Source organism: Curtobacterium sp. PhB142 (assembly GCF_004341255.1).
Taxonomy (GTDB): domain Bacteria; phylum Actinomycetota; class Actinomycetes; order Actinomycetales; family Microbacteriaceae; genus Curtobacterium.
This window is the reverse complement of record NZ_SLUT01000010.1, coordinates 1-23,941: the sequence shown is the minus strand read 5'-3', so window position 1 is coordinate 23,941 and position 23,941 is coordinate 1. Positions and strand designations below refer to the sequence as shown.

At 71.1% G+C, this 23,941-nt stretch carries 23 protein-coding genes; 15 read left to right on the top strand and 8 right to left on the bottom strand.

The genetic code is table 11. The features are described from left to right. Positions 1 to 44: 44 nt before the first annotated feature. Positions 45 to 1,052 carry a LacI family DNA-binding transcriptional regulator gene (locus EDF31_RS17245; protein WP_131847045.1) on the bottom strand — a complete coding sequence of 336 codons (1,008 nt, stop codon included), beginning with the start codon at positions 1,050 to 1,052 and terminating at the stop codon, positions 45 to 47. Positions 1,053 to 1,566: 514 nt separating this feature from the next. On the opposite strand from EDF31_RS17245, the gene EDF31_RS17240 reads away from it, so the two are divergent. Next, the gene (locus EDF31_RS17240) at positions 1,567 to 2,220 is read left to right on the top strand and encodes a DUF559 domain-containing protein (protein ID WP_131847044.1); all 654 of its coding nucleotides are present in this window, start codon (positions 1,567 to 1,569) and stop codon (positions 2,218 to 2,220) included. Positions 2,221 to 2,230: 10 nt separating this feature from the next. Continuing rightward, on the top strand, positions 2,231 to 3,034 hold the full coding sequence (locus EDF31_RS17235) for an NAD(P)-dependent oxidoreductase (protein ID WP_207896283.1): 804 nt from the start codon (positions 2,231 to 2,233) through the stop codon (positions 3,032 to 3,034). 81 nt (positions 3,035 to 3,115) lie between these two features. Here EDF31_RS17235 and EDF31_RS17230 read toward each other — a convergent pair whose 3' ends face one another. Genes EDF31_RS17230 through EDF31_RS17220 form a run of 3 tightly spaced genes read right to left on the bottom strand, consistent with a single transcriptional unit; the run spans position 3,116 to position 6,779 of the window. Then, the gene (locus EDF31_RS17230) at positions 3,116 to 5,350 is read right to left on the bottom strand and encodes a YhgE/Pip domain-containing protein (protein WP_131847043.1); all 2,235 of its coding nucleotides are present in this window, start codon (positions 5,348 to 5,350) and stop codon (positions 3,116 to 3,118) included. Next, on the bottom strand, positions 5,347 to 6,117 hold the full coding sequence (locus tag EDF31_RS17225; RefSeq protein ID WP_131847042.1) for a hypothetical protein: 771 nt from the start codon (positions 6,115 to 6,117) through the stop codon (positions 5,347 to 5,349). Before EDF31_RS17225 ends, EDF31_RS17230 begins: the two co-directional genes overlap by 4 nt. Next, the gene (locus EDF31_RS17220; RefSeq protein WP_111086194.1) at positions 6,114 to 6,779 is read right to left on the bottom strand and encodes a TetR/AcrR family transcriptional regulator; all 666 of its coding nucleotides are present in this window, start codon (positions 6,777 to 6,779) and stop codon (positions 6,114 to 6,116) included. Before EDF31_RS17220 ends, EDF31_RS17225 begins: the two co-directional genes overlap by 4 nt. 160 nt (positions 6,780 to 6,939) lie before the next feature. On the opposite strand from EDF31_RS17220, the gene EDF31_RS17215 reads away from it, so the two are divergent. The 7 genes from EDF31_RS17215 (at position 6,940) to EDF31_RS17190 (ending at position 16,128) form a co-directional block, all read left to right on the top strand. After that, on the top strand, positions 6,940 to 10,614 hold the full coding sequence (locus EDF31_RS17215) for a S8 family serine peptidase (protein ID WP_165901477.1): 3,675 nt from the start codon (positions 6,940 to 6,942) through the stop codon (positions 10,612 to 10,614). Between the two features lie 143 nt (positions 10,615 to 10,757). Continuing rightward, complete coding sequence (locus tag EDF31_RS20085) at positions 10,758 to 10,922, top strand: hypothetical protein (protein ID WP_159573348.1); 165 nt, start codon at positions 10,758 to 10,760, stop codon at positions 10,920 to 10,922. 180 nt (positions 10,923 to 11,102) lie between these two features. Further along, positions 11,103 to 12,398, top strand: a complete 1,296-nt coding sequence (locus tag EDF31_RS17210; protein ID WP_111086193.1) for an adenylosuccinate synthase — start codon at positions 11,103 to 11,105, stop codon at positions 12,396 to 12,398. Positions 12,399 to 12,400: 2 nt separating this feature from the next. After that, complete coding sequence (locus tag EDF31_RS17205) at positions 12,401 to 12,961, top strand: low molecular weight phosphatase family protein (RefSeq protein WP_131847040.1); 561 nt, start codon at positions 12,401 to 12,403, stop codon at positions 12,959 to 12,961. A 227-nt stretch (positions 12,962 to 13,188) separates the two neighbouring features. After that, positions 13,189 to 14,163 (top strand): type II CAAX endopeptidase family protein, encoded by a 975-nt coding sequence (locus tag EDF31_RS17200; RefSeq protein ID WP_131847039.1) that lies wholly within the window; start codon positions 13,189 to 13,191, stop codon positions 14,161 to 14,163. Beyond that, complete coding sequence (locus EDF31_RS17195; protein ID WP_131847038.1) at positions 14,150 to 15,463, top strand: histidine kinase; 1,314 nt, start codon at positions 14,150 to 14,152, stop codon at positions 15,461 to 15,463. The genes EDF31_RS17200 and EDF31_RS17195 overlap by 14 nt, the downstream gene beginning before the upstream one ends. Then, positions 15,460 to 16,128, top strand: coding sequence for a response regulator transcription factor (locus tag EDF31_RS17190; RefSeq protein WP_123293595.1), 669 nt, complete (start codon positions 15,460 to 15,462; stop codon positions 16,126 to 16,128). Before EDF31_RS17195 ends, EDF31_RS17190 begins: the two co-directional genes overlap by 4 nt. Before the next feature lie 24 nt (positions 16,129 to 16,152). On the opposite strand, the gene EDF31_RS17185 is transcribed toward EDF31_RS17190, so the two are convergent. Beyond that, positions 16,153 to 16,626, bottom strand: coding sequence for a hypothetical protein (locus EDF31_RS17185; RefSeq protein WP_131847037.1), 474 nt, complete (start codon positions 16,624 to 16,626; stop codon positions 16,153 to 16,155). Between the two features lie 124 nt (positions 16,627 to 16,750). Here EDF31_RS17185 and EDF31_RS17180 point away from each other — a divergent pair, with 124 nt between their 5' ends. Further along, a complete protein-coding gene (locus EDF31_RS17180) occupies positions 16,751 to 17,386 on the top strand; it encodes a hypothetical protein (RefSeq protein WP_123310369.1) in 636 nt (211 codons plus the stop codon). 200 nt (positions 17,387 to 17,586) lie between these two features. Continuing rightward, positions 17,587 to 18,048, top strand: a complete 462-nt coding sequence (locus tag EDF31_RS17175; protein WP_131847036.1) for a GNAT family N-acetyltransferase — start codon at positions 17,587 to 17,589, stop codon at positions 18,046 to 18,048. On the opposite strand, the gene EDF31_RS17170 is transcribed toward EDF31_RS17175, so the two are convergent. Next, positions 18,003 to 19,100 carry a BLUF domain-containing protein gene (locus tag EDF31_RS17170; protein ID WP_131847035.1) on the bottom strand — a complete coding sequence of 366 codons (1,098 nt, stop codon included), beginning with the start codon at positions 19,098 to 19,100 and terminating at the stop codon, positions 18,003 to 18,005. The two genes, EDF31_RS17175 and EDF31_RS17170, sit on opposite strands and share 46 nt — an antisense overlap. A gap of 222 nt (positions 19,101 to 19,322) precedes the next feature. Here EDF31_RS17170 and EDF31_RS17165 point away from each other — a divergent pair, with 222 nt between their 5' ends. Further along, on the top strand, positions 19,323 to 20,048 hold the full coding sequence (locus EDF31_RS17165) for a hypothetical protein (protein ID WP_131847034.1): 726 nt from the start codon (positions 19,323 to 19,325) through the stop codon (positions 20,046 to 20,048). Positions 20,049 to 20,077: 29 nt separating this feature from the next. Here EDF31_RS17165 and EDF31_RS17160 read toward each other — a convergent pair whose 3' ends face one another. Continuing rightward, positions 20,078 to 20,794, bottom strand: coding sequence for a TetR/AcrR family transcriptional regulator C-terminal domain-containing protein (locus EDF31_RS17160; RefSeq protein ID WP_111086143.1), 717 nt, complete (start codon positions 20,792 to 20,794; stop codon positions 20,078 to 20,080). Positions 20,795 to 21,024: 230 nt separating this feature from the next. Between EDF31_RS17160 and EDF31_RS17155 the strand changes: the two genes are divergently transcribed. From EDF31_RS17155 to EDF31_RS17145, 3 genes are all read left to right on the top strand, one after another. Further along, positions 21,025 to 21,834, top strand: a complete 810-nt coding sequence (locus tag EDF31_RS17155) for a PRC and DUF2382 domain-containing protein (RefSeq protein ID WP_111086142.1) — start codon at positions 21,025 to 21,027, stop codon at positions 21,832 to 21,834. A gap of 105 nt (positions 21,835 to 21,939) precedes the next feature. Beyond that, complete coding sequence (locus EDF31_RS17150; RefSeq protein ID WP_131847033.1) at positions 21,940 to 22,707, top strand: hypothetical protein; 768 nt, start codon at positions 21,940 to 21,942, stop codon at positions 22,705 to 22,707. Positions 22,708 to 22,809: 102 nt separating this feature from the next. Continuing rightward, on the top strand, positions 22,810 to 23,250 hold the full coding sequence (locus EDF31_RS17145; RefSeq protein ID WP_131847032.1) for a YsnF/AvaK domain-containing protein: 441 nt from the start codon (positions 22,810 to 22,812) through the stop codon (positions 23,248 to 23,250). A gap of 35 nt (positions 23,251 to 23,285) precedes the next feature. Here the strand turns inward: EDF31_RS17145 and EDF31_RS17140 are convergent, their stop codons facing one another. Continuing rightward, positions 23,286 to 23,753 (bottom strand): MarR family transcriptional regulator, encoded by a 468-nt coding sequence (locus EDF31_RS17140; RefSeq protein WP_228504484.1) that lies wholly within the window; start codon positions 23,751 to 23,753, stop codon positions 23,286 to 23,288. Positions 23,754 to 23,941 lie beyond the last annotated feature (188 nt).

Here is a 23,941-nt window from a genome sequence, read left to right as displayed (position 1 = left end):
GAAACGGGCGGGGCGGACGCGGGACGGGCCTCCCGTCAGCCGCGTCAGCGCGGGGCGGTCGTGCGGCGAGCGACCAGGCGGGGCTCGACCAGGGACTCGGTGGCGGCCAGCCCCGGGTCGGCGATGCGGGCGAGCAGGCGCTCGCCGGCGCCGCGGCCGATCTCGACGCTGCGGTCGTCGATGCTCGTCAGGCCGACGTAGCGCGTGGCGGCGACGGGGGTGTCGTCGTAGCCGATGACGGAGACGTCCTCGGGGACCCGGAGTCCGCGTTCGGCGAGTTCGGACAGTGCTCCGAGGGCCATCACGTCGTTGGCGGCGAACACCGCGGTGACGTCGGGGTGCTCGTCGAGCAGGGCGCCGAGGGCGCGGGATCCGGCCTCTTCGGTGGGTTCGCCGGGCAGGACCACGACGGCGACCGTCGCGCGGCCGCCCGCCGCTGGCGCCCCGGCTGCCGCGCCCTCGAACCCGGCTCGGCGTTCCTTCGACGCCGCCGAGCTCGCCCCCACGAAGCCGAGCCGCGTGTGGCCCAGCGCGAGCAGGTGCTCCGCCGCCATCCCGCCGCCGGCCCGGTCGTCGTTCGCCACGGTGTCCGCGCGGGGGATCGACACGCGCCCGCCGGCGATGACGACGGGCATCGAGGCCGGGATCGCCAGGTCGGTGTCGGGTTCGCCGGCGATGACGATGCCCTCGACGCGCATGGACAGGAAGCCCTCGACCGGCGAGGCGTCGAGCCCCGTGTTCAGGAACCGGTCCGCGACGACGAGACGGTGACCCTGGTCCTGCAGGGCCTCGCGCAGCCCGGTGAGCAGGTCGACGAACCACTGGTTCCGGAAGTCGTCGAGGACCACGCCGACGGTGCGGCTGCGGGTGCCGGCGAGGGACACCGCGGCGGTGGAGGGCCGGTAGTCGAGCTCCTGGATCGCCGTGAGCACGGCGGCCCGGCGCTGGTCACTCACCCGGGGGGAGCGCTGCAGCACCAGGGAGACGAGGGACTTCGAGACCCCGGCGCGCGCGGCGACGTCGTAGATGGTCGCGGGTTTGCCGTCTCCCATGATGCGCTTCGACCTCCGTTGGTTCGTCCGTCGATCGTAGCGGTTGACGTGACATGCGCGGGGTGGGGGGTGGGTCGCGGGGGTCGGTGCGCGGGGGCGGTGGTCGGTGCGCTTCGTGAGCAGAAATGGTCGGGTCCGTGGTGCTGACTCGACCATTTCTGCTCACGATGTGCGCGTGGTCACTCCTCCACACGGGAGGCCCGGGGCACGTTGTGCACGGAAGGTGCGTTCGCGCGTGTGGACCTTGCGCGGGGGCGCGAGTGTGGACGGCATGCGAGCACGCCCACTTCCACCCCGGCTCCGGTACCGGTCGTTCGACGTCAGGGCCGCCGACCGTGCGGGTGTCAGCCGCCAACGACTCCGACGGCGAGACCTGTTCCGGCCGACCCGATCGATCCGCTGGGCGCGGGGACGCCCACCCGACGGCGTCGAACGGATCCGGGCGTTCCGGCCGGTCCTGCTGCCCGGACAGTTCGTCAGCCACCTCTCGGCAGCTGTGTTGTGGGAGCTGCCGGTGCCCGTCGGTGCCACAGGGCCGGTGCACATCACGAGTCCCATCCCTGCCGCCCAACCGCGCCGGACCGGGGTCGTCGGACACCGCATCACCGCCGACCGGGCTGCCGTCGCCGAGCGCTGGGGGATGCCCGTGAGCACCCCGGCGGCGCTGTGGGTCGACTGCGGTGCGCTCCTGAGCATCGACCAGCTCGTTGCACTGGGCGATGCGATCGTCACGATCCGGCGGTGTGCCACGACGATCGACGACCTGCGCGGAGCGCTCGACCGGGCCGGGGCGCGCGCAGGCGTCCGGAAGCTGCGGGTGGCGCTCGAGCTCGTGCGGGTCGGGGCGGGCTCGCCGCGGGAGACCCTGGCGCGACTGACGATCGTGCGTGCCGGATTGCCCGAGCCGGAGCTGCAGGTCGACGTGCTCGACCAGGCCGGGCGCTTCGTGGGGCGCGTGGACATGGCGTACCCGCAGCAGCGCATCGTGATCGAGTACGAGGGGGACCAGCACCGGACCGACGCCGAGCAGTGGGGTCGTGATCTGCGGCGCTACCGCGATCTCGAACAGCTCGGCTGGGCGGTCGTGCGGTGGACGAAGTCGGACCTGGGCGTGCACGTGTCCGGCGCCGTCGACCACCTGAGGGAACTGCTCGTGCGCCGCGGGTAGCGTCCGCGGCATGGCGACGCTGCTCATCACCGGGGCCGCAGGACGCATCGGGGCGGCTCTCCGGCCCAGGCTCCTGGCGGCCGGACACGACCTCGTCCTGTTCGACGAACGGACGCCCGGCGACCCGGTCGTCGCCGGGGAGCGGTTCGTCTCCGGCTCGGTGAACGACTCCGCTGCGCTGGACGACGCGCTCGCCGGGGTCGACACCGTGGTGCACCTGGCAGGTATCCCGACCGAGGCCGCGTGGGACGACCTGCTCGAGGCGAACCTGACCGGCACGAAGAACGTGCTCGAGCGTGCGGCGGCGAACGGTGTGCTCCGGGTGCTGCTCGCGAGCTCGATCCACGCGGTCGGCCGGGTCCCCGAGCCGCTCGACGAGCCGGGCAGCGTGCCGGGCGACCGACTGCCGCGGCCGGACACCTACTACGGCGTGACGAAGGCGGCGATGGAACTGCTCGGCAGCCTGTTCGCCGACCGGTACGACATGTCGATCGTCTCGGCGCGCATCGGGGCCTTCGGGGAGCAGCCGTCGTCGTCGCGAGCGCTCCTGATGTGGAGCTCGCCCGACGACCTGGCGCGCCTGGTGCTCGCGACCGTCGACCTGCGCGAACCGGGGCACCACGTCGTGTGGGCGCTGTCGCGGAACACCGGCTCGCCCGCCGACCTGAGCGCCGGGGAACGCATCGGCTTCATCCCGCGCGACGACGCGTCCCGCGCGCTCGACCCCGACGCTCGGGCGGAGCTGCCACCGGAGGATCTGCGATTCCTCGGCGGCGAGATGGTGTCGTTGCCCCTCGGGCGCAGCACTTCGTGAGCAGAAATGGTCGGGTGGCCTGACGCCACCCGACCATTTCTGCTCACCATGCGAACGCCCGGCGCCCGCCCCGCGCCCCCGCTACCCGATCAGGCTCGGGCGCAGGTCGCGCAGCGTGCGGGAGCGGGTCTGCCGTGCCGTGACCACGAAGGACACGAGCAGCGCCCCGAGCAGCCAGCAGAGCAGCACGCCCGCGTCGGACCACGCGGCGCCGAGGTTCCCGCCGTACATCGTCTGCCGGATCGCGTCGACCGAGTACGTCATCGGCAGCGCGAAGTGCAGCGCTGCCAACGGTCCGGGCAGCGTCTGCCACGGGAACGTCCCGCCGGCGGTGACGAGCTGCACGAGCATGAGCACCAGGCCGAGGAACTGTCCCACCGACCCGAGCAGCACGTTGAGCGCCATGATCACCGCCGCGAACGTCGCCGAGGCGAGCACCATGATCCCGATCGTACCGCCGACGTGCACCACGTTGAGGTCGAGGGCGAACCGCACGATGAAGAACAGCGCGACCATCTGCACCAGGCCGAGCAGCGCCGGGGTCAGCCAGCCACCGAACACCACCGCGAGGGGCTTCCGCACCGCGGTGATCGCCCGCTTCGAGATCGGCTTGAGGATGAGGAACAGCGCGTACATGCCGATCCAGGCTGCGAGCGAGATGAAGAACGGCGCGAGGCCGGCGCCGTAGTTCGACGCCGCGGCGACGTTGTCGTCCCCGACCTTCACCGGGTCGGAGATGACCGATGCCTGCGACTCGCGCTCGGAGGCGTTCGAGGCGGGGATCTTCGTGCGGCCCTCGTCGAGCGACGCAGCGAGCTTCGACGACCCGGTCTTCAGCTTGTCCAAGCCGGAGACGAGCGACGAAGCACCCTTGTCGGCGGACGCTGCGCCAGTCGCGAGCGACGAAGCGCCTGATGACAGCGTGGGTGCGGCGGACGCGAGCGCAGACGTACCGTCTGCGACCTTCGCGGCACCCGTTGCGAGCGTCGATGCACCGTCCGCCGCCGACGAGATGCCCGAGGTCAACGTCGGCGCCGCTGCGGCCAGCTTCGACGTGCCGGCGACGAGCGTGTCGGAGCCGTCGGAGAGTTGCTGGATGCCACTCGTCAGCGACGGAGCCTCCTCGGCGAGCTGCGACGCTCCGGCGGACACCTGCGCGCTGCCGGTCTCGAGCTTCTGCAGGTTGCCGGACAGCGCTCCGGCACCGGTGCTGAGATCGGCACTGCCGGTCTGCAGGTCGTCGAGCCCGGCGAGCAGCTGGGTCTTCTGCTCCGCGGTGAGCACCGTCGACGCCTGCACGACGGGCTTCAGCGACGCGACGAGTTCCGGCGACTGCGCAGAGAGCTGCTGGACGCCCGCGATGAACGGTGCGGCCTTGTCGGCGAGCTCGGCGTTGCCGCTGGCGACCTTCGATGCACCGGACGCGAGCGTCGCCGAGTCTGCAGGCAGGGTCGACGTCTGGTCGCGGAGCTGGTGCAGTCCGGTCTGCAGCTGCTGCGCGCCGTCGTTCAACTGCTGCGTCTGCGACGGCAGCGCCGCCGTCTGCTGCTGCGCACTCGCCAGGCCCGAGGCGAGCGTGGAAGCGCCCGACGCCACCTGCTGCGCCCCGCTGTCCAGCTGCTGGGTCTGGGACGGCAACGACGCCGTGCCGGACGCGAGCTCCGCCGCACCGGACGACAGCTTGCCGGTGCCGTCCGCTAGCTTGCGAGCCCCCGAGTCCGCCTTCGCGGTGCCGGAGGCGAGCTGGTCGGCACCGTCGACGGCGTCGCCGAGGCTGTCGCGGACGTCGGCGAGCCCGACGAGCAGGGTCTTCGCCGCCTGCTTGCCGACGCGCTCGGCGACGGCCGTGCGCATGGTCTTGCCCGCCTGCTCCGCGATGGTCGAGGCCAGGTACGAGTTCGTGTCGGCCGTCGTCATGACGAGCTTCGCCTGCGTCGGGTCGTCGGACTGCGCGGACACCAGGTGCTCGGAGAAGTCGTGCGGGATCGTGACGACGAAGTCGTAGGTGCCGTTCCGCACGCCGGAGCGCGCGTCGGCGGCGCTGGTCTTCGTCCACTTGAAGTCGGCGCCGTCGATCGCCTCCTTCGTGACGTCGGTGCCGTAGTCGACCTGGTCGCCGTCGAGGGTGGCGCCGGCGTCGAGGTTCACGATCGCCGCGGGGATCTGGTCGAGCTTGGCGTACGGGTCGCGGTTCGCCCACAGGTACGCGCCGCCGTACAGCAGCGGCACGATCATCAGGGCGATGAACGCCAGTCGTGCGAGCGGGGTCGCGGTGAGTCGCGCCAGTTCGGCGCGGACGAGCGAGGTGGTGGTCACGGGGTTGCCTCCGTCGGGACGGTTGCGGATTCTGCGGTGACGGAAGGGCCGGACGGGAGGCCCGGCTCGGTTCCGTCGGACAGGGCCGCGTCGTCGGGACCCTCGGTCTGGGGCGCGTCCTGCGCCGCGGCGCCGTCGTGCGTCTGGACGGTTTCGGTCGTGTCGACGGTGTCGAGCAGGGCCTCGACGGTCGCGGCGGCGGCCTTCGAGGTGACGAGCACGACGGTCACGCCGCGGCGGGCGACGTCGCGGAGCACCGCGAACCACTCCTCGACGGCGCCGCCGTGCCGCTCGGGTGCGGTGACGACGAGCCCGGTCACGCCGTCGCGGAGCAGGGCGAGCTCGACGAGCAGTCGCACGCGCACGGCGGTCGGCACCCGCTGGACCGCGGTGTCGGCGTAGTGCCGCAGGCCGAGCTCCTCGAGCACGGTGTCGACGTGGTCGCGCGAGGGGCGCTGGGCGGCGAACGCGAGCTCCTCGCGCACGATCTGCTTGACGGTCATCACGGGGAAGGGCTCGGCGACGCCCGGGGTGTCGACGAGGGCGAAGGCGCGGCGCACGGCGGCGGCGTCCTCGTGCCCGTCGAGCAGCAGCCGCCCGGTGTCGGGCTGCATCCGGCCGCCGGCGACGAGCGAGGCGAGCACGGGGGCCTGCTCGGTCTCGACGGCGACGACCCCGGGGTGTCCGGGTGCGGCGACGGCGGAGACGACGGGCAGTGCCGCGCCGGGCTCCTCGCCGATGCCGACGTGGTCCAGTTCGAGCGTCATGCGGGGTCCTTCACGGGGGAGACAGCGGAGCCGGTGGCCGGGGCCGCGGGTTCGGACAGCAGCGCGGTGCGCCAGTCGATGCCGGCCATGCCGAGCGCCGACAGCACCACCATGCGCCGTCCGGCCTCGTCCGGGGTGCCCGACCGGGTCGCCTCGTCGAGGACGGCGATGCACGCACCCTCGACCAGACGCCCGAGGGTGGCCGGGTCGACGTCGTCCCGCATGGCGCCCTCGGCGATCCCGAGGGCGCACGCCTGACGGACCTGAGCGCGCAGGGGTGCGAACACCTCGGCGACGGGCTCGGCGAAGGGGCTGCGCACGGCGACCCGGGCCATCGAACGGACGTGCGAGACCTCGGTCCAGAGGGTCACGGCGATCGCGGCGAGCCGGGCGGCCGGCGGCAGCTCCTGCAGGTCCGAGGTGGTCGGCATGGCCGCGGCGATGCGAGCGGCGCCGGAGGTCACGACCTCGCGCACGAGGTCGTCACGTGACGGGAAATGTCCGTACACCGCGCGGCGCGAGAGTCCGGCGGCCGCGGCGATCGTCTCGATGGAGGCGTCCGGATCGCGCTGCAGGCAGGTCCGTGCTGCGTCGAGGAGGGCCGCCCGGTTCTCGGTCGCGTCGCGGCGGGGTGCGCGTGCGGGGTGGGAAGCAGTGGTCACGAACCCCAGCGTAATAACGTGCACACGTGTGTGCAACTTAACAGGAAGACCGGCCCTCGAACGGGGTGTCCCCCAAAGTGCGGACTGCCCTTTCTGAATGTAAGCGCATAACTTCACAGCAATCTCATGCGAACCACGGACTGAGCCTGGAGTGCCCTCTTTGAACCGTGCAACACCGAACCACGACCCGAACCTGACCCCGAACTCCCATCGCATCGCACGCGTCCTGACCGCCGGCATCGCCGCCGTGGCCCTGACGTGCGGCGGCCTCGCAGTCGGGGGCGCGGCCTCCGCAGCTCCGGCCGGGGTGTCGGTGGCCGACCTGAAGCTCTCCGCACCGCTGCGCGACGCCAAGCCCACCAAGACCGTCGCCGCCTTCGTGCGCACGACCGGCCAGGGTGCCCTCGAGGTGGACGCGAACGCGAAGGGCGGTGACCTGACCAAGTCGAAGACGCAGTCCTCGGCAGCGAAGAGCCGCGTCAAGGCGATCGAGTCGACCACCGCGGCCGTCCGCGCCGCCGTGAAGCGCGCCGACGCCGACTCCACCGAGCTCTACTCGACCGAGTACACCGTCCCCGGTGTCGCGGTCGTCGCCGACGTCTCCGCGCTGCAGGACATCGCGAAGCGTTCCGACGTCGAGAGCATCATCCCGCTCACGCCGAAGAAGATCGTCGAGCCGACGGTCAACGCCGACGCGAGCGCCGCACCGTCCGGTGTGGACCCGAGCCTCGTGAAGCCGGGCGCCGACGGCGTCTCGCCGAAGAACGCCGCGAGCGACGTCTACACGCGCTCGCTCAACGCCTGGCAGCAGACCGGGCACACCGGCAAGGACGTCAACGTCGCCGTCCTCGACACCGGCCTCGACTACACGCAGGCGGACTTCGGCGGCCCCGGTACCACCGCGGCCTACCAGCAGGCCCTGGCGAACGCGAGTTCCGGCGCCCCGGACCCGAGCCTGTACGACGCGTCGAAGTTCCTCGGCGGGTACGACTTCGCCGGTGCGACCTACAACGCCGACCCGGCCGACCCGGCCTACGACCCGGTGCCGGCTCCGGACGACAACCCGATCGACGGCAAGGGCGGCGACCACGGCACGCACGTGTCCGGTTCGATCGCGGGCTACGGCCTGACCGCCGACAAGCAGCAGTTCGACGGCGACTACACGAAGCTCACCACGCAGCAGGTGCAGGACATGTGGATCGGTCCGGGCACCGCGCCCGAGGCCGGCCTCTACGCCCTCAAGGTGTTCGGTGACGGCGGCGGTTCGACCGACGTCACGGGCGCCGCGCTCGACTGGGTGGGCCAGGCGCTCACCGAGGGCAAGGACATCAACGTCCTGAACCTGTCGCTCGGCTCCGACTACGGCGCACCGGACGACCCCGACAACGCCAAGATCGACGCGCTGACCGCACGCGGCGTCCTGCCCGTGATCGCCTCGGGCAACGCCGACGACTTCACCGACATCGGTGGCTCGCCGGGCAACGCCGAGGGCGCGCTCACCGTCGCCGCGAGCGCCACCGGTCAGTCGCTGTACGACGGGGTGCAGGCCACGGCCCCCGCGAACGTCGCGAAGACCTACCGGTCGCAGTACTCGCAGAACTTCACGGGAACCCTGCCGGTCGAGGGTGACGTCGTCGTCCCGACCAGCAACATCGACGGCTGCGCCGCGTTCAGCGCCGCCGACGCCGCGAAGATCGCGGGCAAGGTCGTCTGGCTGAAGTGGACGGACGGCGCGCTCGAGTGCGGCTCCGGCGTGCGCTTCAACAACGTCCAGGCCGCCGGCGGCATCGGCGTCCTGCTCGCTGGCACGATCAACACCTTCGACTCGGGCATCGCCGGAAACGCGACCATCCCCGGAGCCGAGCTGACGCTGGACGCCGCCACGAGCCTCCAGGCAGCTGCCAAGGCGGGGACCCTGCACGTGCGCCTCGCGGACGAGCTCAAGGGCTTCGAACTCGCCACCGACCCGGAGGCCGTGAACACGCTCGCCGCGTTCACCAGCCGGGGCGTGCACGGGTCGTTCAACGACATCGTCAAGCCGGACATCGCCGGCCCCGGGGTCAACGTGATCTCGGCGGCCAACGGCACCGGTGACGGCCGCATGTCGATGAGCGGCACCTCGATGGCCACACCGGACGTCGCGGGCATCGCGGCGCTGACCTTCCAGGCGCACCCGGAGTGGAGCGCACCGCAGGTCAAGGCGGCGCTCATGAACACGGCGACGCACGACGTCAAGGACGGCTCGCGCTCGGCGACCCTGCTCCGGCAGGGCACCGGCCGCGTCGACGCCCTGCAGGCCGTGACCGCCGGTACCACCGTGCGGAGCGTCGAGAACGACCTGCTCGTCACCGCCTCGTTCGGTGTCGTCGAGGTCTCGAGCGCGACGACCGAGAGCCGCACCCTGCAGATCGCGAACACCGACGGCGTCGCGCACACCTACGACGTGGCCTACCAGCCGCAGGTGTCGCAGCCCGGTGTGACGTTCGCGCTCAACACGAAGCGGGTCACCGTGCCGGCGAACCGCACCGCAACGGTGAAGCTCACCTTCACGATCGCCGACCCGACGAAGCTCCGCCGCGTCATCGACCCCACCCAGGAGTCGGTGCAGCAGGGCTATCAGCGCGAGTTCGTCAGCGCCGCCTCGGGCATCGTGGCGTTCACGCCGACCGACACGACCGCGGTGCCGCTGCGCGTCGGTGCGTACCTCGCACCGAAGCCCGTCAGCTCCGTGCAGGGTCGTTCCACCGTCGCCTTCACCGGCCCGGGCAAGTCGGCTGACCTGACGCTCAAGGGCCGCACCGTCGACCAGGGCGGCCTGACGACCGGCTACCACGCCGCGGTCGCACCGTTCGTGCTCGGCGGGACCGACCCGGTCGAGTCGTTCCCGGCGGGCTCGGCGAAGCAGTCGCTGCAGGCGGCGGACATCCGCTCCTACGGCGCGAGCTACGACAAGGCCTCGGACACGATCGCGTTCGGCATCCAGACGGCCGGCCCCGACGCCGACCCCGGCGCCGTGACCAACGTCGAGGTGCTCATCGACACGAACCGTGACGGCGAGCCCGACTACCTGGTCTACAACGCCAAGTCCGCCGCGGTGGACGCGACGTTCGCGACCACGATCGACCTGGCCAAGGCCGCGTCGGACGACCCGGACGTCGACCCGGTCGTCGACGTCCAGCCGCTGAACGGCGGGGCACCCGGCCAGGACGTCAACACCTTCGACAGCTCGGTGAAGGTGCTCACGACCACGGGTGCGCTGATCGGCGCGAAGGGCAAGTTCACCTACTCGGTCCTGACCGAGTCGGCGTACGCCCCGGGTGCCGCGACCACGGGCTCCTCCGTGGTGGACGAGACGAAGAGCGCCTCGTTCGACCCGTCGAAGCCGGCACTGTCCTTCGCGCAGGGCCGCAGCACCGGCGTCCTGTTCGCCGACTCCGGCGTCCTCCGGGTCACCCGGGCCTCGGGTGTCACGAAGGCCACCGTGCTGCTCCTGCACCTCGGCAACGCGTCGGGCAAGCAGGCCGGCACGTCGACCATCTCGGTGACCCCGCCCACGCTCGCGCTCGCCGCGGGCAGCAAGGTGACGGTCAGTGGGACGGCGAAGGTCGGCTCGAAGTTGTCGGCCAACCACGGCAAGTGGAGCACGACGAAGGCGACGTACAAGTACCAGTGGCTCCGCGACGGCAAGGTCGTCAAGAAGGCCACCGCTGCGACGTACAAGCTCGGCACCTCCGATGCGGGACACAAGTTCTCCGTCAAGGTGACCGCGCACGCCTCGGGCTACAAGGACGGCACCGCGACGTCCAAGTCGACCGCGAAGGTGTCGCGCAAGTAGTGCGGCCTCCGCGCCACTGAACGAACAGGAGACGCCGGGTCCGCAGTGCGGATCCGGCGTCTCCTGTGCTCCCGGCGGTCGGGGGAACGCGGAATCAGGACAGGTAGTTAGACAAACTAGTTACACGGTGCCAGGGTTGCAGCATGCAGAACACGCTGAGCCAGCTCCGGGCCAACCCGACCGAGTGGCGCCGCCGGGGTCTCACCCCGCCCGACGTCGTCCAGGCGATGATCGAGCAGCGTCTCGCCGAGCCCGGCTACTCGCAGCCCGTCGGCGACCCGTCGTACCAGGACTTCTTCCGCGCCTGATCGCGGAACGCACGTCACATGCGGACGGGAGGCCCGGTGCCAGCTGGCACCGGGCCTCCCGTCCGCCGTTTCCCGCGTCCATGACGCGCGGGTGGCGAGCCGGTGACCAGCCGATAGAGTGGGGTGGACCACCGGCCCGCCTGGTCGCGTGAGGTCCTCCGCCAACGTGAGGAGAACCAGATGCCCGCAGCAGTCATCATCGGAGCCCAGTGGGGCGACGAGGGCAAGGGGAAGGCCACCGACCTCCTCGGCTCCCGCATCGACTACGTCGTGAAGTTCAACGGCGGCAACAACGCCGGCCACACCGTCGTCGTCGGCGGCGAGAAGTACGCGCTGCACCTGCTGCCCTCCGGCATCCTCACGCCCGGCGTCACGCCGATCATCGGCAACGGCGTCGTCGTCGACCTCGAGGTGCTGTTCCAGGAACTCGACGCGCTGAAGGCCCGCGGCGTCGACACCTCGAAGCTGCTCGTGTCGGCGAACGCCCACCTCATCACGCACTACCACCGCACCATCGACAAGGTGACGGAGCGGTTCCTCGGCAAGCGCCAGATCGGCACCACCGGTCGCGGCATCGGTCCGTCCTACGCCGACAAGATCAACCGCGTCGGCATCCGCGTCCAGGACATCTTCGACGAGAACATCCTGCGGCAGAAGGTCGAAGCGGCCCTCGACCAGAAGAACCACCTGCTCGTCAAGGTCTTCAACCGCCGCGCGATCGACGCCGAAGAAGTGGTCGAGTCGCTGCTGTCCTACGCCGAGCGACTGCGCCCGATGGTCGCGGACACCGCCCTCGAGATCCACCGGGCCCTGGAGCGCGGCGACACCGTCCTGTTCGAGGCCGGTCAGGCGACCATGCTCGACGTCGACCACGGCACCTACCCGTTCGTGACGTCGTCGTCGGCGACCGCCGGTGGCGCAGCGACCGGTTCCGGCATCGGCCCGGGCAAGCTCGAGCGCATCATCGGCATCGTCAAGGCGTACACGACCCGCGTCGGTGCCGGTCCGTTCCCGACCGAGCTCTTCGACGAGTCCGGCGAGTTCCTGCGCGCCAACGGCTTCGAGTTCGGCACCACCACGGGCCGTCCGCGCCGCTGTGGTTGGTACGACGCCCCGATCGCCCGGTACACCGCGCGCATCAACGGCGTGACCGACTTCGTGCTGACCAAGCTCGACGTGCTGACCGGGCTCGAGACGATCCCCGTCTGCGTCGCGTACGAGGTCGACGGCGTCCGCGTGGACGAGGTCCCCGTGAACCAGTCGGACTTCCACCACGCGAAGCCCGTCTACGAAGAGTTCCCCGGCTGGACCGAGGACATCACCGGCGCCCGCTCGTTCGACGACCTGCCGAAGAACGCGCAGGACTACGTGCTCGCGGTCGAGGCGATGTCCGGCGCGCGGATCTCCGCGATCGGTGTCGGTCCGGGCCGCGACGCCATCGTCGTCCGGCACGACCTGCTCGGCGCCGGCGCCTGACGATGCGGGTCCTGTTCGTCTGCAGCGGCAACATCTGTCGTTCACCGCTCGGCGCGCAGGTCCTGACGGCGCGACTCGGCCCGGACGCTGCGGCGTTCGTGGTCGAGTCCGCCGGCACCATCGCCGACGACGGTGCCGCGATGGACGGCGCCGCCGCGGCACAGTCCGTCCGGCTCGGCGGTGACCCGTCGGGGCACGGCTCGCGCTACTTGACGGCCGCGATCGTCGAGGAGGCCGACCTGGTGCTGACGGCCGAACGGTCGCACCGCGCGGCCGTGGTGTCGCTCGCACCCCGGGCGACGAAGCGGGCGTTCACCATCAAGCAGTTCGCGCGGGTGCTCGCGGGGCTCGAGCCCGGTGACCTGGCCGACGTGCACTCGCCCGAGGCCCTGGTCGAACGGGTGGCACGCCTGCGCGGCACCGTCCCGCCGCCGGCCGACCCCGCGGACGACGACGTCGACGACCCCTACCGCCGGTCCGAGGCGACCCACGCTCGGGTCGCCGACGAGATCGACGCCGCGCTCGCGCTGATCGCCGACGCACTCCGGGCCGCGCTGCGCTGACCTACGCTGTGCCCCGCCTCGCACGGTGCGGGCTTGTTCGTCCGGTGCGAGGTTGGTGGCTCGGTGCGGGGCCGTAGCGGCGCACGGAGCGGTCAACCTCGCACGGGCCGGCGGACACCGCACCGTGCGCCGCAGCCGCGCCACCGCCTGCATCCTTCGATGCAACTCCGGCAGGTGCATCCCGAAGCCGGTCGTCCCGCGACGCCGCAGTTCCTAGCGTCGTGTGCATGACGAACACCACCGAAGTCCGGCCCACCGCCGGCACCACTCCGCAGGAGCGCGGGGGAGTCAGCGGCGTCATCGCCCGGCACCCGCTCGCGTCCTTCTTCACCCTCGCGCTCGGCCTCAGCTGGCTGGCGTGGATCCCGTACATCCTGTCGCCGCACGGCATGGGCGTGTGGAACCTGCACTTCCCCGAGATCCTTGGCTCCGCCCAGTTCACCGGGGTGCTGCCCGGGGCGCTGCTCGGCCCGTTGGGCGGCGCGTTCGTCGTCACCGCGGTCGCCGACGGCCGTCCGGGCCTGCGTCGCTGGGTCGGGCGACTGTTCCGCTGGCGGGTCGCGTGGTACTGGTACGCCCTGGCGCTCGTCGTCGTGCCGGCCGTGATCGTCGCGTCCGCGCTGCCCTTCGCCGGCGGTGACGTGCGTGCTCCCTCGGCGCTGGCGTTCGCCGCCCTGGTGCCCGGCCTGCTCATCCAGCTGTTCTCCACCGGCCTGAGCGAGGAGCCCGGCTGGCGCGACTTCGCCCTGCCCCGGCTGCAGCACCGATTCGGAGGGCTCGGAGCCGCTGCGATCCTCGGTCCGATCTGGGCGCTCTGGCACATGCCGCTCTACCTGAGCGACTGGGGCGGGTGGCCGAACGCACACTGGAGCGAGCCCGTGGTCTTCGCCCTGTTCACGATCACGTTCAACGTCGTGATGATCCAGGTGTTCAACAAGACCGGCGAGAGCCTGCCCCTGGCCCTGCTGCTGCACGTCGGCGTGAACAACACGATCTCGACGTTGTTCCCGGAGATGTACCCGAGCATGACCGCCGGCACGCTGATGATCGGCCTGACCATCACCTCGACCGTCGCTGCCGCGGTGCTCCTCGTCGTGACCCGCGGCCGCCTGGGCTACGACCCGGCTCGCCGCGCGCTGCCGATCGACGCCCCGGTCCCCGCCCGCACCCGCCTCGTAGGATCACACGATGGCCTCCGCTGACCCGCGCACGCGCACGCGCACGTCGCGCGACGGTGACCCGCGCACCCGCGACCGCCGCGTCGACGTGCTCGTCGCGCTCGGCACGGCCGTCGTGGCCCTCGGCCTGCTGATCGGCCTGCCGCCGCTCGACGCCCTCGAGCCGGACGGCCCCGCCCTGGCCCTGCGGGTGCCGGCTCCGTTCACCGCTGCGTGGACCGTCCTGGCGCTCGGACTGCTGGTCCAGTCCGCCGCGCTGCTCGCCGCCCGTCGGGCACCGCGCACCGTGCTGGTCGCGGTGTCCGCGCTGCCGGTGCTGGTCGCCGCGCTCGCTCCGCAGTCGCTCGACCTGTTCGGCCTCACCGCCCTGCCGGTGGTCGTCGCCGTGGTCCTCGCCGCCCTCCGTGTCCCGCTCGCACGCCTGTGGCCGACCCTGCTGGTCGCTGGCGCGCTCGTGGCAGCCGGCAGCGCGGTCCTGACCGGCGCACTCGGCCAAGGCGTCCTGCAGGCCATCGGCGCCGTCGGGCTCCCGCTCCTGGTCACCCTGCTGGTGCGCTCCCGTCGCGAGGTCCGCGCCGCCCGCACCGCCGAGGCGAGCGCGGTCTTCCGCGAACAGGACGCCCTGGTCGACGCCGCGGTCTCCCGCGAACGTGCCGCCATGGCGCGCGAGCTCCACGACATCGCCGCCCACCACCTGTCCGGCATCGCCCTGATGGCCGCCGTGATCGACCGCCAGATCGACAGCGACCCGGAGCGCGCGCACGAGGGTGCCCGTCAGGTGCGGGAGCAGAGCACTGCCGTCCTCGACGACCTGCGCCGCCTGGTCGGGCTCCTGCGCGAGGACGTCCCCGCCGAACGCGCGGTCGAGACGGTCGCCGGCATCGTCGACCTGGTCGAGCGTGCCCGGTTCCGCAGCGACGTGCGCCTCGACGTGCTCGCTGGCGACCACCCGCGCGGAGCCCAGGCGCTGGCAGACGGCGTCGGCCCGCTCGCGCAGCTCGCCGCCTACCGGACGGTGCAGGAGGCGCTGGCCAACGCCGCCCTGCACGCCCCGTCCGCCCCGTGCACGGTCACCGTCGACGACCGCGACCCGACCCGGGTGGTGATCCGGGTGGAGAACGCACGGGCCGCCGCTCCGGCAGCGCCGACCTCACCGTCGGGCGGCAACGGCCTGCGGGGGATGCGCGAGCGGGCGGACCTGGTGGGGGCGAGCCTCCAGACCGGACCCACCGCCACCGGCGGATGGCTGGTGGAGCTGGCGCTCGGACGGGAGGCACCTGCCGCACCCGCGCAGGCCGCCGACGGTGGCGAGGTGGTCGCGTGATCCGCGTGCTGGTGGCGGACGACCAGCCGCTGGTCCGTGCCGGGGTGTCCGCGCTCCTCGGCGCGGAGGCCGACATCGAGGTGGTCGGCGTGGCCGCCGACGGCGGCGAGGCGCTCGCGCTGGCGCGCTCGTTGCGACCCGACGTGGCCTGCCTGGACATCCGGATGCCCGTCATGAACGGGATCGAGCTCGCCCGGCTGTTCTGCGCTCCCGACGCCGACCCGGCGATACCGGTGCTGATGCTGACGACGTTCGACCTGGACGACTACGTGTTCGGGGCGCTGGAGGCCGGAGCCTCCGGGTTCCTGCTGAAGGATGCCGAGCCGGACACCATCGTCGACGCCGTGCGCCAGGTGGCCGCGGGGAACGGGACGCTCGACCAGGCCCTGACCCGGCGGGTACTGCGTGAGTTCGTGTCGCGACGGAGCCTGCAGCCGGTGTCGGGGGACCGGGCCGACGGGGTGCTCACGGCCCGCGAACGCGAGGTCCTGCTGCTGCTCGCGCAGGGGATGTCGAACGAGGAGATCGCGGTCGCGCTCGTGCTCGAGGTCTCGACCGTGAAGTCGCACCTGGCGCGGATGCTGCCGAAGCTCGGGGTGCGGTCGCGGTTGCAGGCCGTGGTGTGGGCGTACCAGAACCGGATCGTGGCGGTCCCCGAACCGTAGGGCACGTGTGGTGCGTGCCAGCCGTCAGCCGGTGGTGAGCGGCTCGGCGGCGCCGGGGACGACGAGGCGCCAGACGCTGTCGTCGTCCTCGGGGTCGGCCTTCGTCAGGTAGAGGCGGAACGTTCCCCCTGGTTCGAGCACGTCGCCGTCGAGGTACTCGACGGGTTCGCCGCTCGTCGTGCACTGGTCCGACGTGCTGACGACCTCGATGGTGGCGCCGGGGGCATCCCCCTTCGAGGTCGTCGTGACCTCGGCGTCGTAGACGTCGTAGACGCCGCCGATCTCGACGGTGCGGTCGGTCTTGGTGACCTGGCCGTCGACGACGAGATCGGCGGATTCGCGGCGCTCGGCCGCGGTCATGGGCACGTGGTCGATGCAGGAGCTCACGGAGGTCCCCGGCCCGATGCTCCGGATCCGGCCCTCCGCATCGCACCCCGCGAGCCCTCCAGTGACCACCACGGCCAGCACCACGACCGGTACGATCCGTCCCCACTGCATGGGATGAGTATCGCTCGCAGGTCGATCGGTGGGAAGTGTCGTGGCCGGATCGTGCTGGTCCGTTTTGCGCGCGATCCCCGTTCGGGGGCTTTGGTGGGACCGGTGTGCCTGGTGGGGTGTATGCATGCACATCGAATCATCGCGCCGGACCTCGGACGATGCCGCCCTCCGATCGGCCGTCGTCGACGGGATGATCACGGCACTGCGGACGCGTCCGCTCCACGAGGTCACCCCGGCCGTCGTCGCGGACCACGCCGGCCAGGACGTCGACGTGGTCGGCCGGACGTTCCCCAGCTGGGACGGTCTGCTCCTGGCCACCATCGACCACTGGAACGAGCAGCGCACCGCACCGCTCATGCCACTCGCCGAACGGTTCGGGACGGTGCCGTTCCTGCGTGCGATCGTGACCGCGAACATCGCCGACCCGTCCCTGATGCGCTTCCTCACCGCCACCCTGAACATCGCGGCGTCACCGGAGCACCCGCTCGCGCCGATGCTGCACGCGCGGTGGCGCCGGTTCCACGCCTTCGTGCAGGACTCCCTGCAGCGCGACAGCCTGCTCGGTCGCGAACCGAGCACCATGGAGCCGTCGCGCGGCGCCGAGCAGCTGCTCGCGACCTACGAGGGACTGCAGCTGCAGTCCATGGTGCGCCCCGAGATGGACCTGCTCGAAGCGTTCGACCGGGCAGTCACCCGGTTGCGCGAGGGATGGTCCCGCGAGTACGTCGCCCCCGTGTGGGACCTCGACCTGGTGAGCTGACCCGGACCCACCACAGACCACGGACGCTAGGGCGTCCGAGGGCAGACGCCAGCCGTCTGCACGCGCCACCGCTCGATTCGGGTTCGAGCGGAAGCGCGCACACCGTGCCGCCGCTCGATTCGGGTTCGAGCGGCGGCACGCACACCGATCACCCACGGGGCACCCGCGACGACGCGGCGCCGGGCGAGGAACACACCACGATGCAGCACCTGACGTTCTCGGTCGCGGCCGAGCCCTTCGACCACGAGGACGCCGTCCGGCTGCGCGCCGCGGCCCGGATCGAGGTCGACCGGATCTACGGTCGCCCGGCCGACCGTGGCCGTCCGCTGACCGAGGCGACCGCTGCCGTGCACGTCATCGCCCGAGACCGCTCGGGCCTGGCGCTCGGTACCGCGTCGCTGAGTGCGGCCGGCGACGGCGTGTTCGAGGTCCGGCGGCTGTTCGTCCGACCGGACTCCCGCGGGCAGGGCGTCGGCGACCTGCTGGTGCTCGAACTGCTCGCGCAGGCCGAAGAGCTGCAGGCACCGGCGGTCGTCGCTGAGTTCGGCGTGCTGCAGCCGCATGCCGCCGCGCTGTTCACCCGGAACGGGTTCGTGCGGATCCGGCCGTTCGGGCCCTACCGCGACGACCCTGAGTCGGTCTGCTTCTCGCGGGCGTTGTGATCGCCCGTGCCCTCGACCGGGATCTCGAAGAGGTCCGTGTGCCGGTAGTCCTCGGCCCACCCCCGCCGCAGCCGTGACACGGCGCGGTCGAAGGACGCGATGATGTCGAACCCCTCGATGAGGAGCGACTGGATCCGCAGACCGTCGTAGAGCGCGAGGAGCTGCTCGGTGGCACGCGGGGGGTCCATGGTGGCCGGCTCGCGACCGGTCCGGATGTCTCGCTCGAGTGCTTCCCGGACGGTCCGACGGAACCGGAGGTACAGGGTGCGGTAGTACTCCGCGCCCTCGTGCCCTGGGTCGGTGCTCGAGGCGAGCGTCGAGGCGAGCAGCCGCATCAGCGCTGGTTCCTCCGAGTACGCCACGACCAGCGCGTGCAGGTACGCGACCGCGCCGTGCGTGTCCGCGATCGGCCGCAGGGGCCGTGACACGGAACTCGACCACCGGTCGACCGTCGCCGTCAGCAGGCTCTCGCGGGTGGGGAAGTGGGTGCGCAGCTCGTCGACGGTCATCTCGGCCCGGGCGGCGACGGTGTCGACGTCGACCTGCTCGACCCCGGTCTCGTGCAGCACCGTGATCGTCGCGTTGACGATCCGGGTGCGCAGCTCGATGCCGTCATCGCCGTGCTGGTTCGTCAGCGGCGCCAGGGGGTGCTTCCGGAACCACTCCAGCAGGGCCGTCGCGCGGGACGTACCGGTGGCGGGGTCGGGCGCGTGCCCGTCGGCGAAGAGGTCGAGGAACCCCGGGATCTCCTTGATCAACGGGTCCGCCGGTTGGAACGCCATCGACCACTCCGGGAAGGACCGGGTCGCGACGGTGTCCGCGGCGACCTGGCGCACGTTGGTGTGACGGGGGTCCTGACGGATGCCCTCGAACCGTTCCCGCACGACCTCGTCGTCGCCCTCGATGATGCCGATGCAGTTGCTCCCCTGGTGGGCGAGGACCCCCGTGATGCCGAGCTGCAGGTTCTTCTCGCGACCGATCACCAGGATCTCGGCGAGTTCCTCGTCCGTGACCGGTCGGCTCATCGTGCTCACGTACACCACCGACAGCATGTGGTCCCTGTTCCTCCGAGCGAGCGTGTACTCCACACAGTGGTGCACACCGGCGCCGATGGCAAGGCGTGCCGACCGCGTCGCGGTCCGCCTGCGGCACGCGGCCCGCGGCCTGCGCGCAAGGTGGACGGCGCGGTGTCCTGCCGGTGGGCCGCTGCCGACACTGGGGGACCGGGCCCGACCGGGAGCCCGGTCGGCGAAGGTGCTCGGAAGAGCTGGGCGGTGTCACGGACGAGGTCCTTCCGCCGCGCCGCGTTCAGGTTCCCGTCGCGCAGTGCCCGGGTCGTCGAGTTCGTGTTCCGTCGCCTCGACGCGACCGGGGACTTCTACCCGGACGACGCGATGGAGGGCACGGTGCCCGGCCCGGACCCGGATCGCGTGGTGTTCGTGGGTGAGCGGGGCGAACTGTCGCTCGGCGTCCGCACCCACGAGCTCTCGCTCCCCGCGTTCTTCGCTCGGCACCGGGCAGCACGGACCGCGCGCGGCGTCTCCTGGAAGATGCTCCCCGCACCGTCGGCGAGTGTCCGGGAACTCCCATCCGTCATCGCCGCCCACCGCGAGGACCTGGGGCGGTGCGACCTCGTCGTCGTGTTGGTCGGCATCACGGATGCGCTCCGGGTCCTGCCGACGAGGGTGTGGGAACAACGCGTCCGTGACACGATCGCTGCCCTGCGCGAGGTGGTGCCCGTGGATGCCGAGGTCGTCATCGGTGAGATCCCACCCCTCGACAACGCCGGGAGTCTGTCCCGGCCGGCTCGGCTCGCAGCCGGGGTGCACGGTCGTCGCCTCAACGCGCGGACTCGACTCGTCGTCGAAGCCTGTCCACGGGTGCGCGCAGTCGGGTTCCCGGACGAGCTGACGCGGTCGGTGTGGCGGCCCGAGTCGGACGAGCACCGGTACCGCGACACGTACAAGGTGTGGGGTGGGCACCTCGACGCCCACGTCTGACGGCCGCGTCGCCGGACCGCGATCGCGGGTCATTGCGACAGTTCGCGGTCCAGTCGGTCGAGGAGTGCCTCGAGGGAGACCTCGAACTCCTCGTCGCTGCGGTCCTCGCTCAACAACGTGCGGAGTCGGCGGACCTCCGGTGCGACGTCGAGGGACGTGTTGCCGTCGCCCTCGGGGATGGCGGCGCCTCCTTCGTCGAGCGGTTCCTCGGCTGGGCCTGCTTCGGCACCGCTGACCACTGACTGCAGGAGGAGCTGGCCGAGCAGGAAGCTGCTGAACGCTCGGTACGCGTTGACCGCCTGGGCGTCCGTGAAGCCGTTCCCCGTCAGCGCGGTCAGGAACGTGTTGACGACCTCGACGCTCCGCAGCGGCGGGCGGAGCCAAGGGGCTGCAGGGTGGCGGGTCGCCACCAGCGGGAACGCCTTCGGGTGGTCCGTGGCGATCTGCCGGACGGCATGGGCGACCGTTTGCAGGAACCCTTGCCAGTGTGCTTCCTCGGCCTCGGTGAGCTGCGAGGTGAGATCCCGCATCAGTGAGGCGACGACGCCTTCGAGCAGGTCTTCCTTCCCGTGCACGTAGCGGTACAGGGACATCGCCTCCACGCTGAGCTCCTGCGCGAGTGACCGCATGGACAGTCCCTGGGGACCTGACCGATCGATCTGGTGCAACGCGGTCTCGACGATGAGGTCACGGCTGAGCCTCGGTGCGTTCGTCTCGGAACGGTTCGCCCTCGATCGTGCTGCCACGGCTGATCTCCCTGCCGATCCGCGGTTCGTGGCTGACAACGGGCGCTGCGCCGAGTTCGCGGCCGACAAACCCACGCTATCGCGACTTGCGATGTAAGCTCCCGCTGGGCTTACGCTGTAAGTCCACGAGGTGGTGGTCTCCGCCGATCGAGCGGGCCGTGCGCCGCCGTCACCTCGGATCCACTCCGCATCGAACCCCAGGCGACCTGCCGGGGAAGAGGAGTACCACCATGATCGACAGCAGCAGCATCAACGACCTCACGGGCGCCGACGTCTACGGGAGCGACGACGCCAAGATCGGCACGGTCGGCCAGGTCTACGTCGACAACGACACCCAGGCTCCGACCTGGGTGACGGTGCGGACCGGACTCTTCGGCACCTCGGAGTCGTTCGCACCCTTGAACGACGCGACGTTCGAAGCCGGCGCCGTCCACGTCGCCTACGAGAAGTCCTTCGTGAAGGACGCCCCGCGGGTCGACGCCGACGGGGCGCTCAGCGCGGACGAGGAGCAGTCGCTCTACTCCTTCTACGGCAACCCGTCGAGCGCGTCGGCGGATGCGGGTCTGTACGACCAGGACGCCGACCGGAGCACGGACTCCGCCGACGTCCAGGGACACGACACGTCCGGTCCGACGACGGACGACGCCATGACCCGCTCCGAGGAGCGGCTGCACGTGGGTACCGAGCGGATCGAGTCCGGCCGTGCCCGTCTGCGCAAGCACATCGTCACCGAGCAGGTCACCAAGACCGTGCCCGTCAGCCACGAGGAGGTCACCCTCAGCCGTGAGCCGATCACCGACGCGACCGCCGACGATGCCTTGTCGGGGCCCGCACTGAGTGAAGAAGAACACGAGGTCGTGCTCACCGAGGAGCGCGTCGTCACCGCCAAGGAGACGGTCCCGGTCGAGCGCGTCCGGCTCGGCACCGAGACCATCGCCGGCGAGCAGGAGGTCACCGAGGACGTCGCGCACGAGGAGATCGTCCTCGACGACACCGCCGTGACCGACGAGACCATCGCGGACCGCGACGCCCGTTCCTGATCGTGCTGGGCGACGGTCGCTCGGCGACAGCCGGACGTCCGTCGCCAGCACAGGACGCCTCCTCTGCGCCCTGTCCACCCGACCCTCACCCGAAAGGCTCACCCCATGGACTTCCCCGCCGCTCTGCAGAACGGACTGGCCGCGGTCATCGTGTTCGTCCCGCTCGCGTTGCTCTTCCTGCTCATCCTCGTCGTCGGCCTGATCGTCGCGAAGCTCATCGAGAAGGGGCTCTCGCGTCTCCTCACCAAGGTCGGCTTCGACCGTGCCGTCGAACGCGGGGGCATCAAGAAGGCCCTCGCGAACTCGAAACTCGACGCCTCCGACATCGTGTCGAAGATCATCTACTACACGCTGGTGCTGTTCGTGCTCCAGTTCGCGTTCGGCGTCTTCGGGTCCAACCCGGTGAGTGATCTCCTCGCCGGCATCATCGGGTTCCTGCCGAAGATCATCGTCGCGATCATCATCATCGTGGTCGCCGCGGCGATCGCGGCCGGAGCGAAGGGCCTGATCCAGAACACGCTCGGTGGTCTCTCCTACGGCAAGCTGCTGGGCAACATCGTCGCGGTCTTCATCGTCTTCATCGGAGCGACCGCGGCGTTGAACCAGATCGACGTGGCCACCTCGGTCACCACCCCGCTCCTGATCGCGGTCCTGGCGATCATCGCCGGCGTCGTCATCGTCGGAGCCGGCGGCGGACTCATCAAGCCGATGCAGCACCGCTGGGAGGCGATCCTCGAGAAGGCCGAGGCCGAAGCCCCGAAGATCCAGCAGCACGCCCAGCGTGCGCCGTCCGTCGTCGAGCAGGCAGAAGAGGCTGCCGGGAAGGCCAAGCGAGCTGCCTCGACGACGACCAGTTCCCATCGCCCGAACTGAGCGCGCCCTGTGTGTCGGCCCCGCTCACCATGGGCGGGGCCGAGGGCCATCCCCGCGCTCCCGTGTTCGCTCGGGACCGTGCCCCCAGCATCGGAGAAGACCATGACCTCTCGCCACGCACCGCGCGACGCTCCGTGTGGTGACGACCGGACGGACCAGCTCGACGTGGTCCGACGCGAAGAGCGACTCGTCATCGGCACCGAACGCCACGCCATCGAACGGGTCCGGCTCGAGCGGGTCATCGTCACCGAGCAGCGGACCATCACAGTGGACGTCAGTCACGAGGAGATCCGACTCGTCCGTGAGCCGATCGGCGGCGCGGTACCGGTGTCGGCCGGCACCACGGACACCGTCCACGAACCGATCGTCGTGGTCCTCCGCGAGGAACAGATCACGGTCTCGACAGCAGTCGTCCCGGTCGAACGCGTCACCCTGACGACCCACACCGTCACGGAGGAGCACCGCGTCGAGGCGGGGCTCCGGCGGGAGGAGATCGACATCGTCACGTCGCACCGTCGGGCCGGAGGAGCTCCACTCCCGTGAGTCTCGTGGGGGACGCGTGAGGGAGTCGGTCGTCCTCAGTCGACGCTGGCTTCGCGGAAGGCGTGCGACACGCGTTCGGTGAAGTGGATGAACACATCCGTGCTCTCCGGCGGCAAGGACTGCCGGAGCGCCCGGCGGTAGGCGGCCCGGAGCGTCCCGACCACCGCGAACCCGTCGGCGCTCAGCTCGATCCGCACGCTCCGGCGGTCGTCCGGGTTGCGGACACGATCGAGCAGGCCTCGCTTGGTCAGACGGTCGAGCAGGGCGGTGACGGCTCCCGTCCCCATCTCCAGGTACCCGCCGAGTTCCTTCGGCGTGCGGTCGTCGTCGACTGCGCCGAGGAACTTCAGCGCGCGGAGGTCGACCGGGTTCAGGTCGTGCGTGACGGCGAGGTGCTGCATCAGGTGCGCGTGCTCGACCTGAGCGCTGTAGAACGCGGCGACCGCCTCGTCCAGCAGACGATCCTGGTCGGCGTCACTCATCGGAGGAGGGCTCGCGCTCATGGTTCCATCTTAGACGAGATCCGTGTGGGACGAAAATTGACTTGAACGAATTTGTAGGCGTATGGTTCACCTAGCTCGAAATTCGAGTCAAGTCTCAACCTGAACGGATCTCCTCTCATGCGTCGCCCGAACCGCACCATCGCCCGTGTCGCCACCCTCGCCGTCATCCCGGCTGCCCTGCTCGCCGC

Coding starts and splice junctions, on each gene's coding strand:
- EDF31_RS17245 (WP_131847045.1), bottom strand. CDS start 1,052: ATGGGAGACGGCAAACCCGCGACCATCTACGACGTCGCCGCGCGCGCC.
- EDF31_RS17235 (WP_207896283.1), top strand. CDS start 2,231: ATGGCGACGCTGCTCATCACCGGGGCCGCAGGACGCATCGGGGCGGCT.
- EDF31_RS17225 (WP_131847042.1), bottom strand. CDS start 6,117: ATGACGCTCGAACTGGACCACGTCGGCATCGGCGAGGAGCCCGGCGCG.
- EDF31_RS20085 (WP_159573348.1), top strand. CDS start 10,758: ATGCAGAACACGCTGAGCCAGCTCCGGGCCAACCCGACCGAGTGGCGC.
- EDF31_RS17210 (WP_111086193.1), top strand. CDS start 11,103: ATGCCCGCAGCAGTCATCATCGGAGCCCAGTGGGGCGACGAGGGCAAG.
- EDF31_RS17205 (WP_131847040.1), top strand. CDS start 12,401: ATGCGGGTCCTGTTCGTCTGCAGCGGCAACATCTGTCGTTCACCGCTC.
- EDF31_RS17200 (WP_131847039.1), top strand. CDS start 13,189: ATGACGAACACCACCGAAGTCCGGCCCACCGCCGGCACCACTCCGCAG.
- EDF31_RS17195 (WP_131847038.1), top strand. CDS start 14,150: ATGGCCTCCGCTGACCCGCGCACGCGCACGCGCACGTCGCGCGACGGT.
- EDF31_RS17185 (WP_131847037.1), bottom strand. CDS start 16,626: ATGCAGTGGGGACGGATCGTACCGGTCGTGGTGCTGGCCGTGGTGGTC.
- EDF31_RS17180 (WP_123310369.1), top strand. CDS start 16,751: ATGCACATCGAATCATCGCGCCGGACCTCGGACGATGCCGCCCTCCGA.
- EDF31_RS17175 (WP_131847036.1), top strand. CDS start 17,587: ATGCAGCACCTGACGTTCTCGGTCGCGGCCGAGCCCTTCGACCACGAG.
- EDF31_RS17170 (WP_131847035.1), bottom strand. CDS start 19,100: ATGCTGTCGGTGGTGTACGTGAGCACGATGAGCCGACCGGTCACGGAC.
- EDF31_RS17155 (WP_111086142.1), top strand. CDS start 21,025: ATGATCGACAGCAGCAGCATCAACGACCTCACGGGCGCCGACGTCTAC.
- EDF31_RS17150 (WP_131847033.1), top strand. CDS start 21,940: ATGGACTTCCCCGCCGCTCTGCAGAACGGACTGGCCGCGGTCATCGTG.
- EDF31_RS17145 (WP_131847032.1), top strand. CDS start 22,810: ATGACCTCTCGCCACGCACCGCGCGACGCTCCGTGTGGTGACGACCGG.
- EDF31_RS17140 (WP_228504484.1), bottom strand. CDS start 23,753: ATGAGCGCGAGCCCTCCTCCGATGAGTGACGCCGACCAGGATCGTCTG.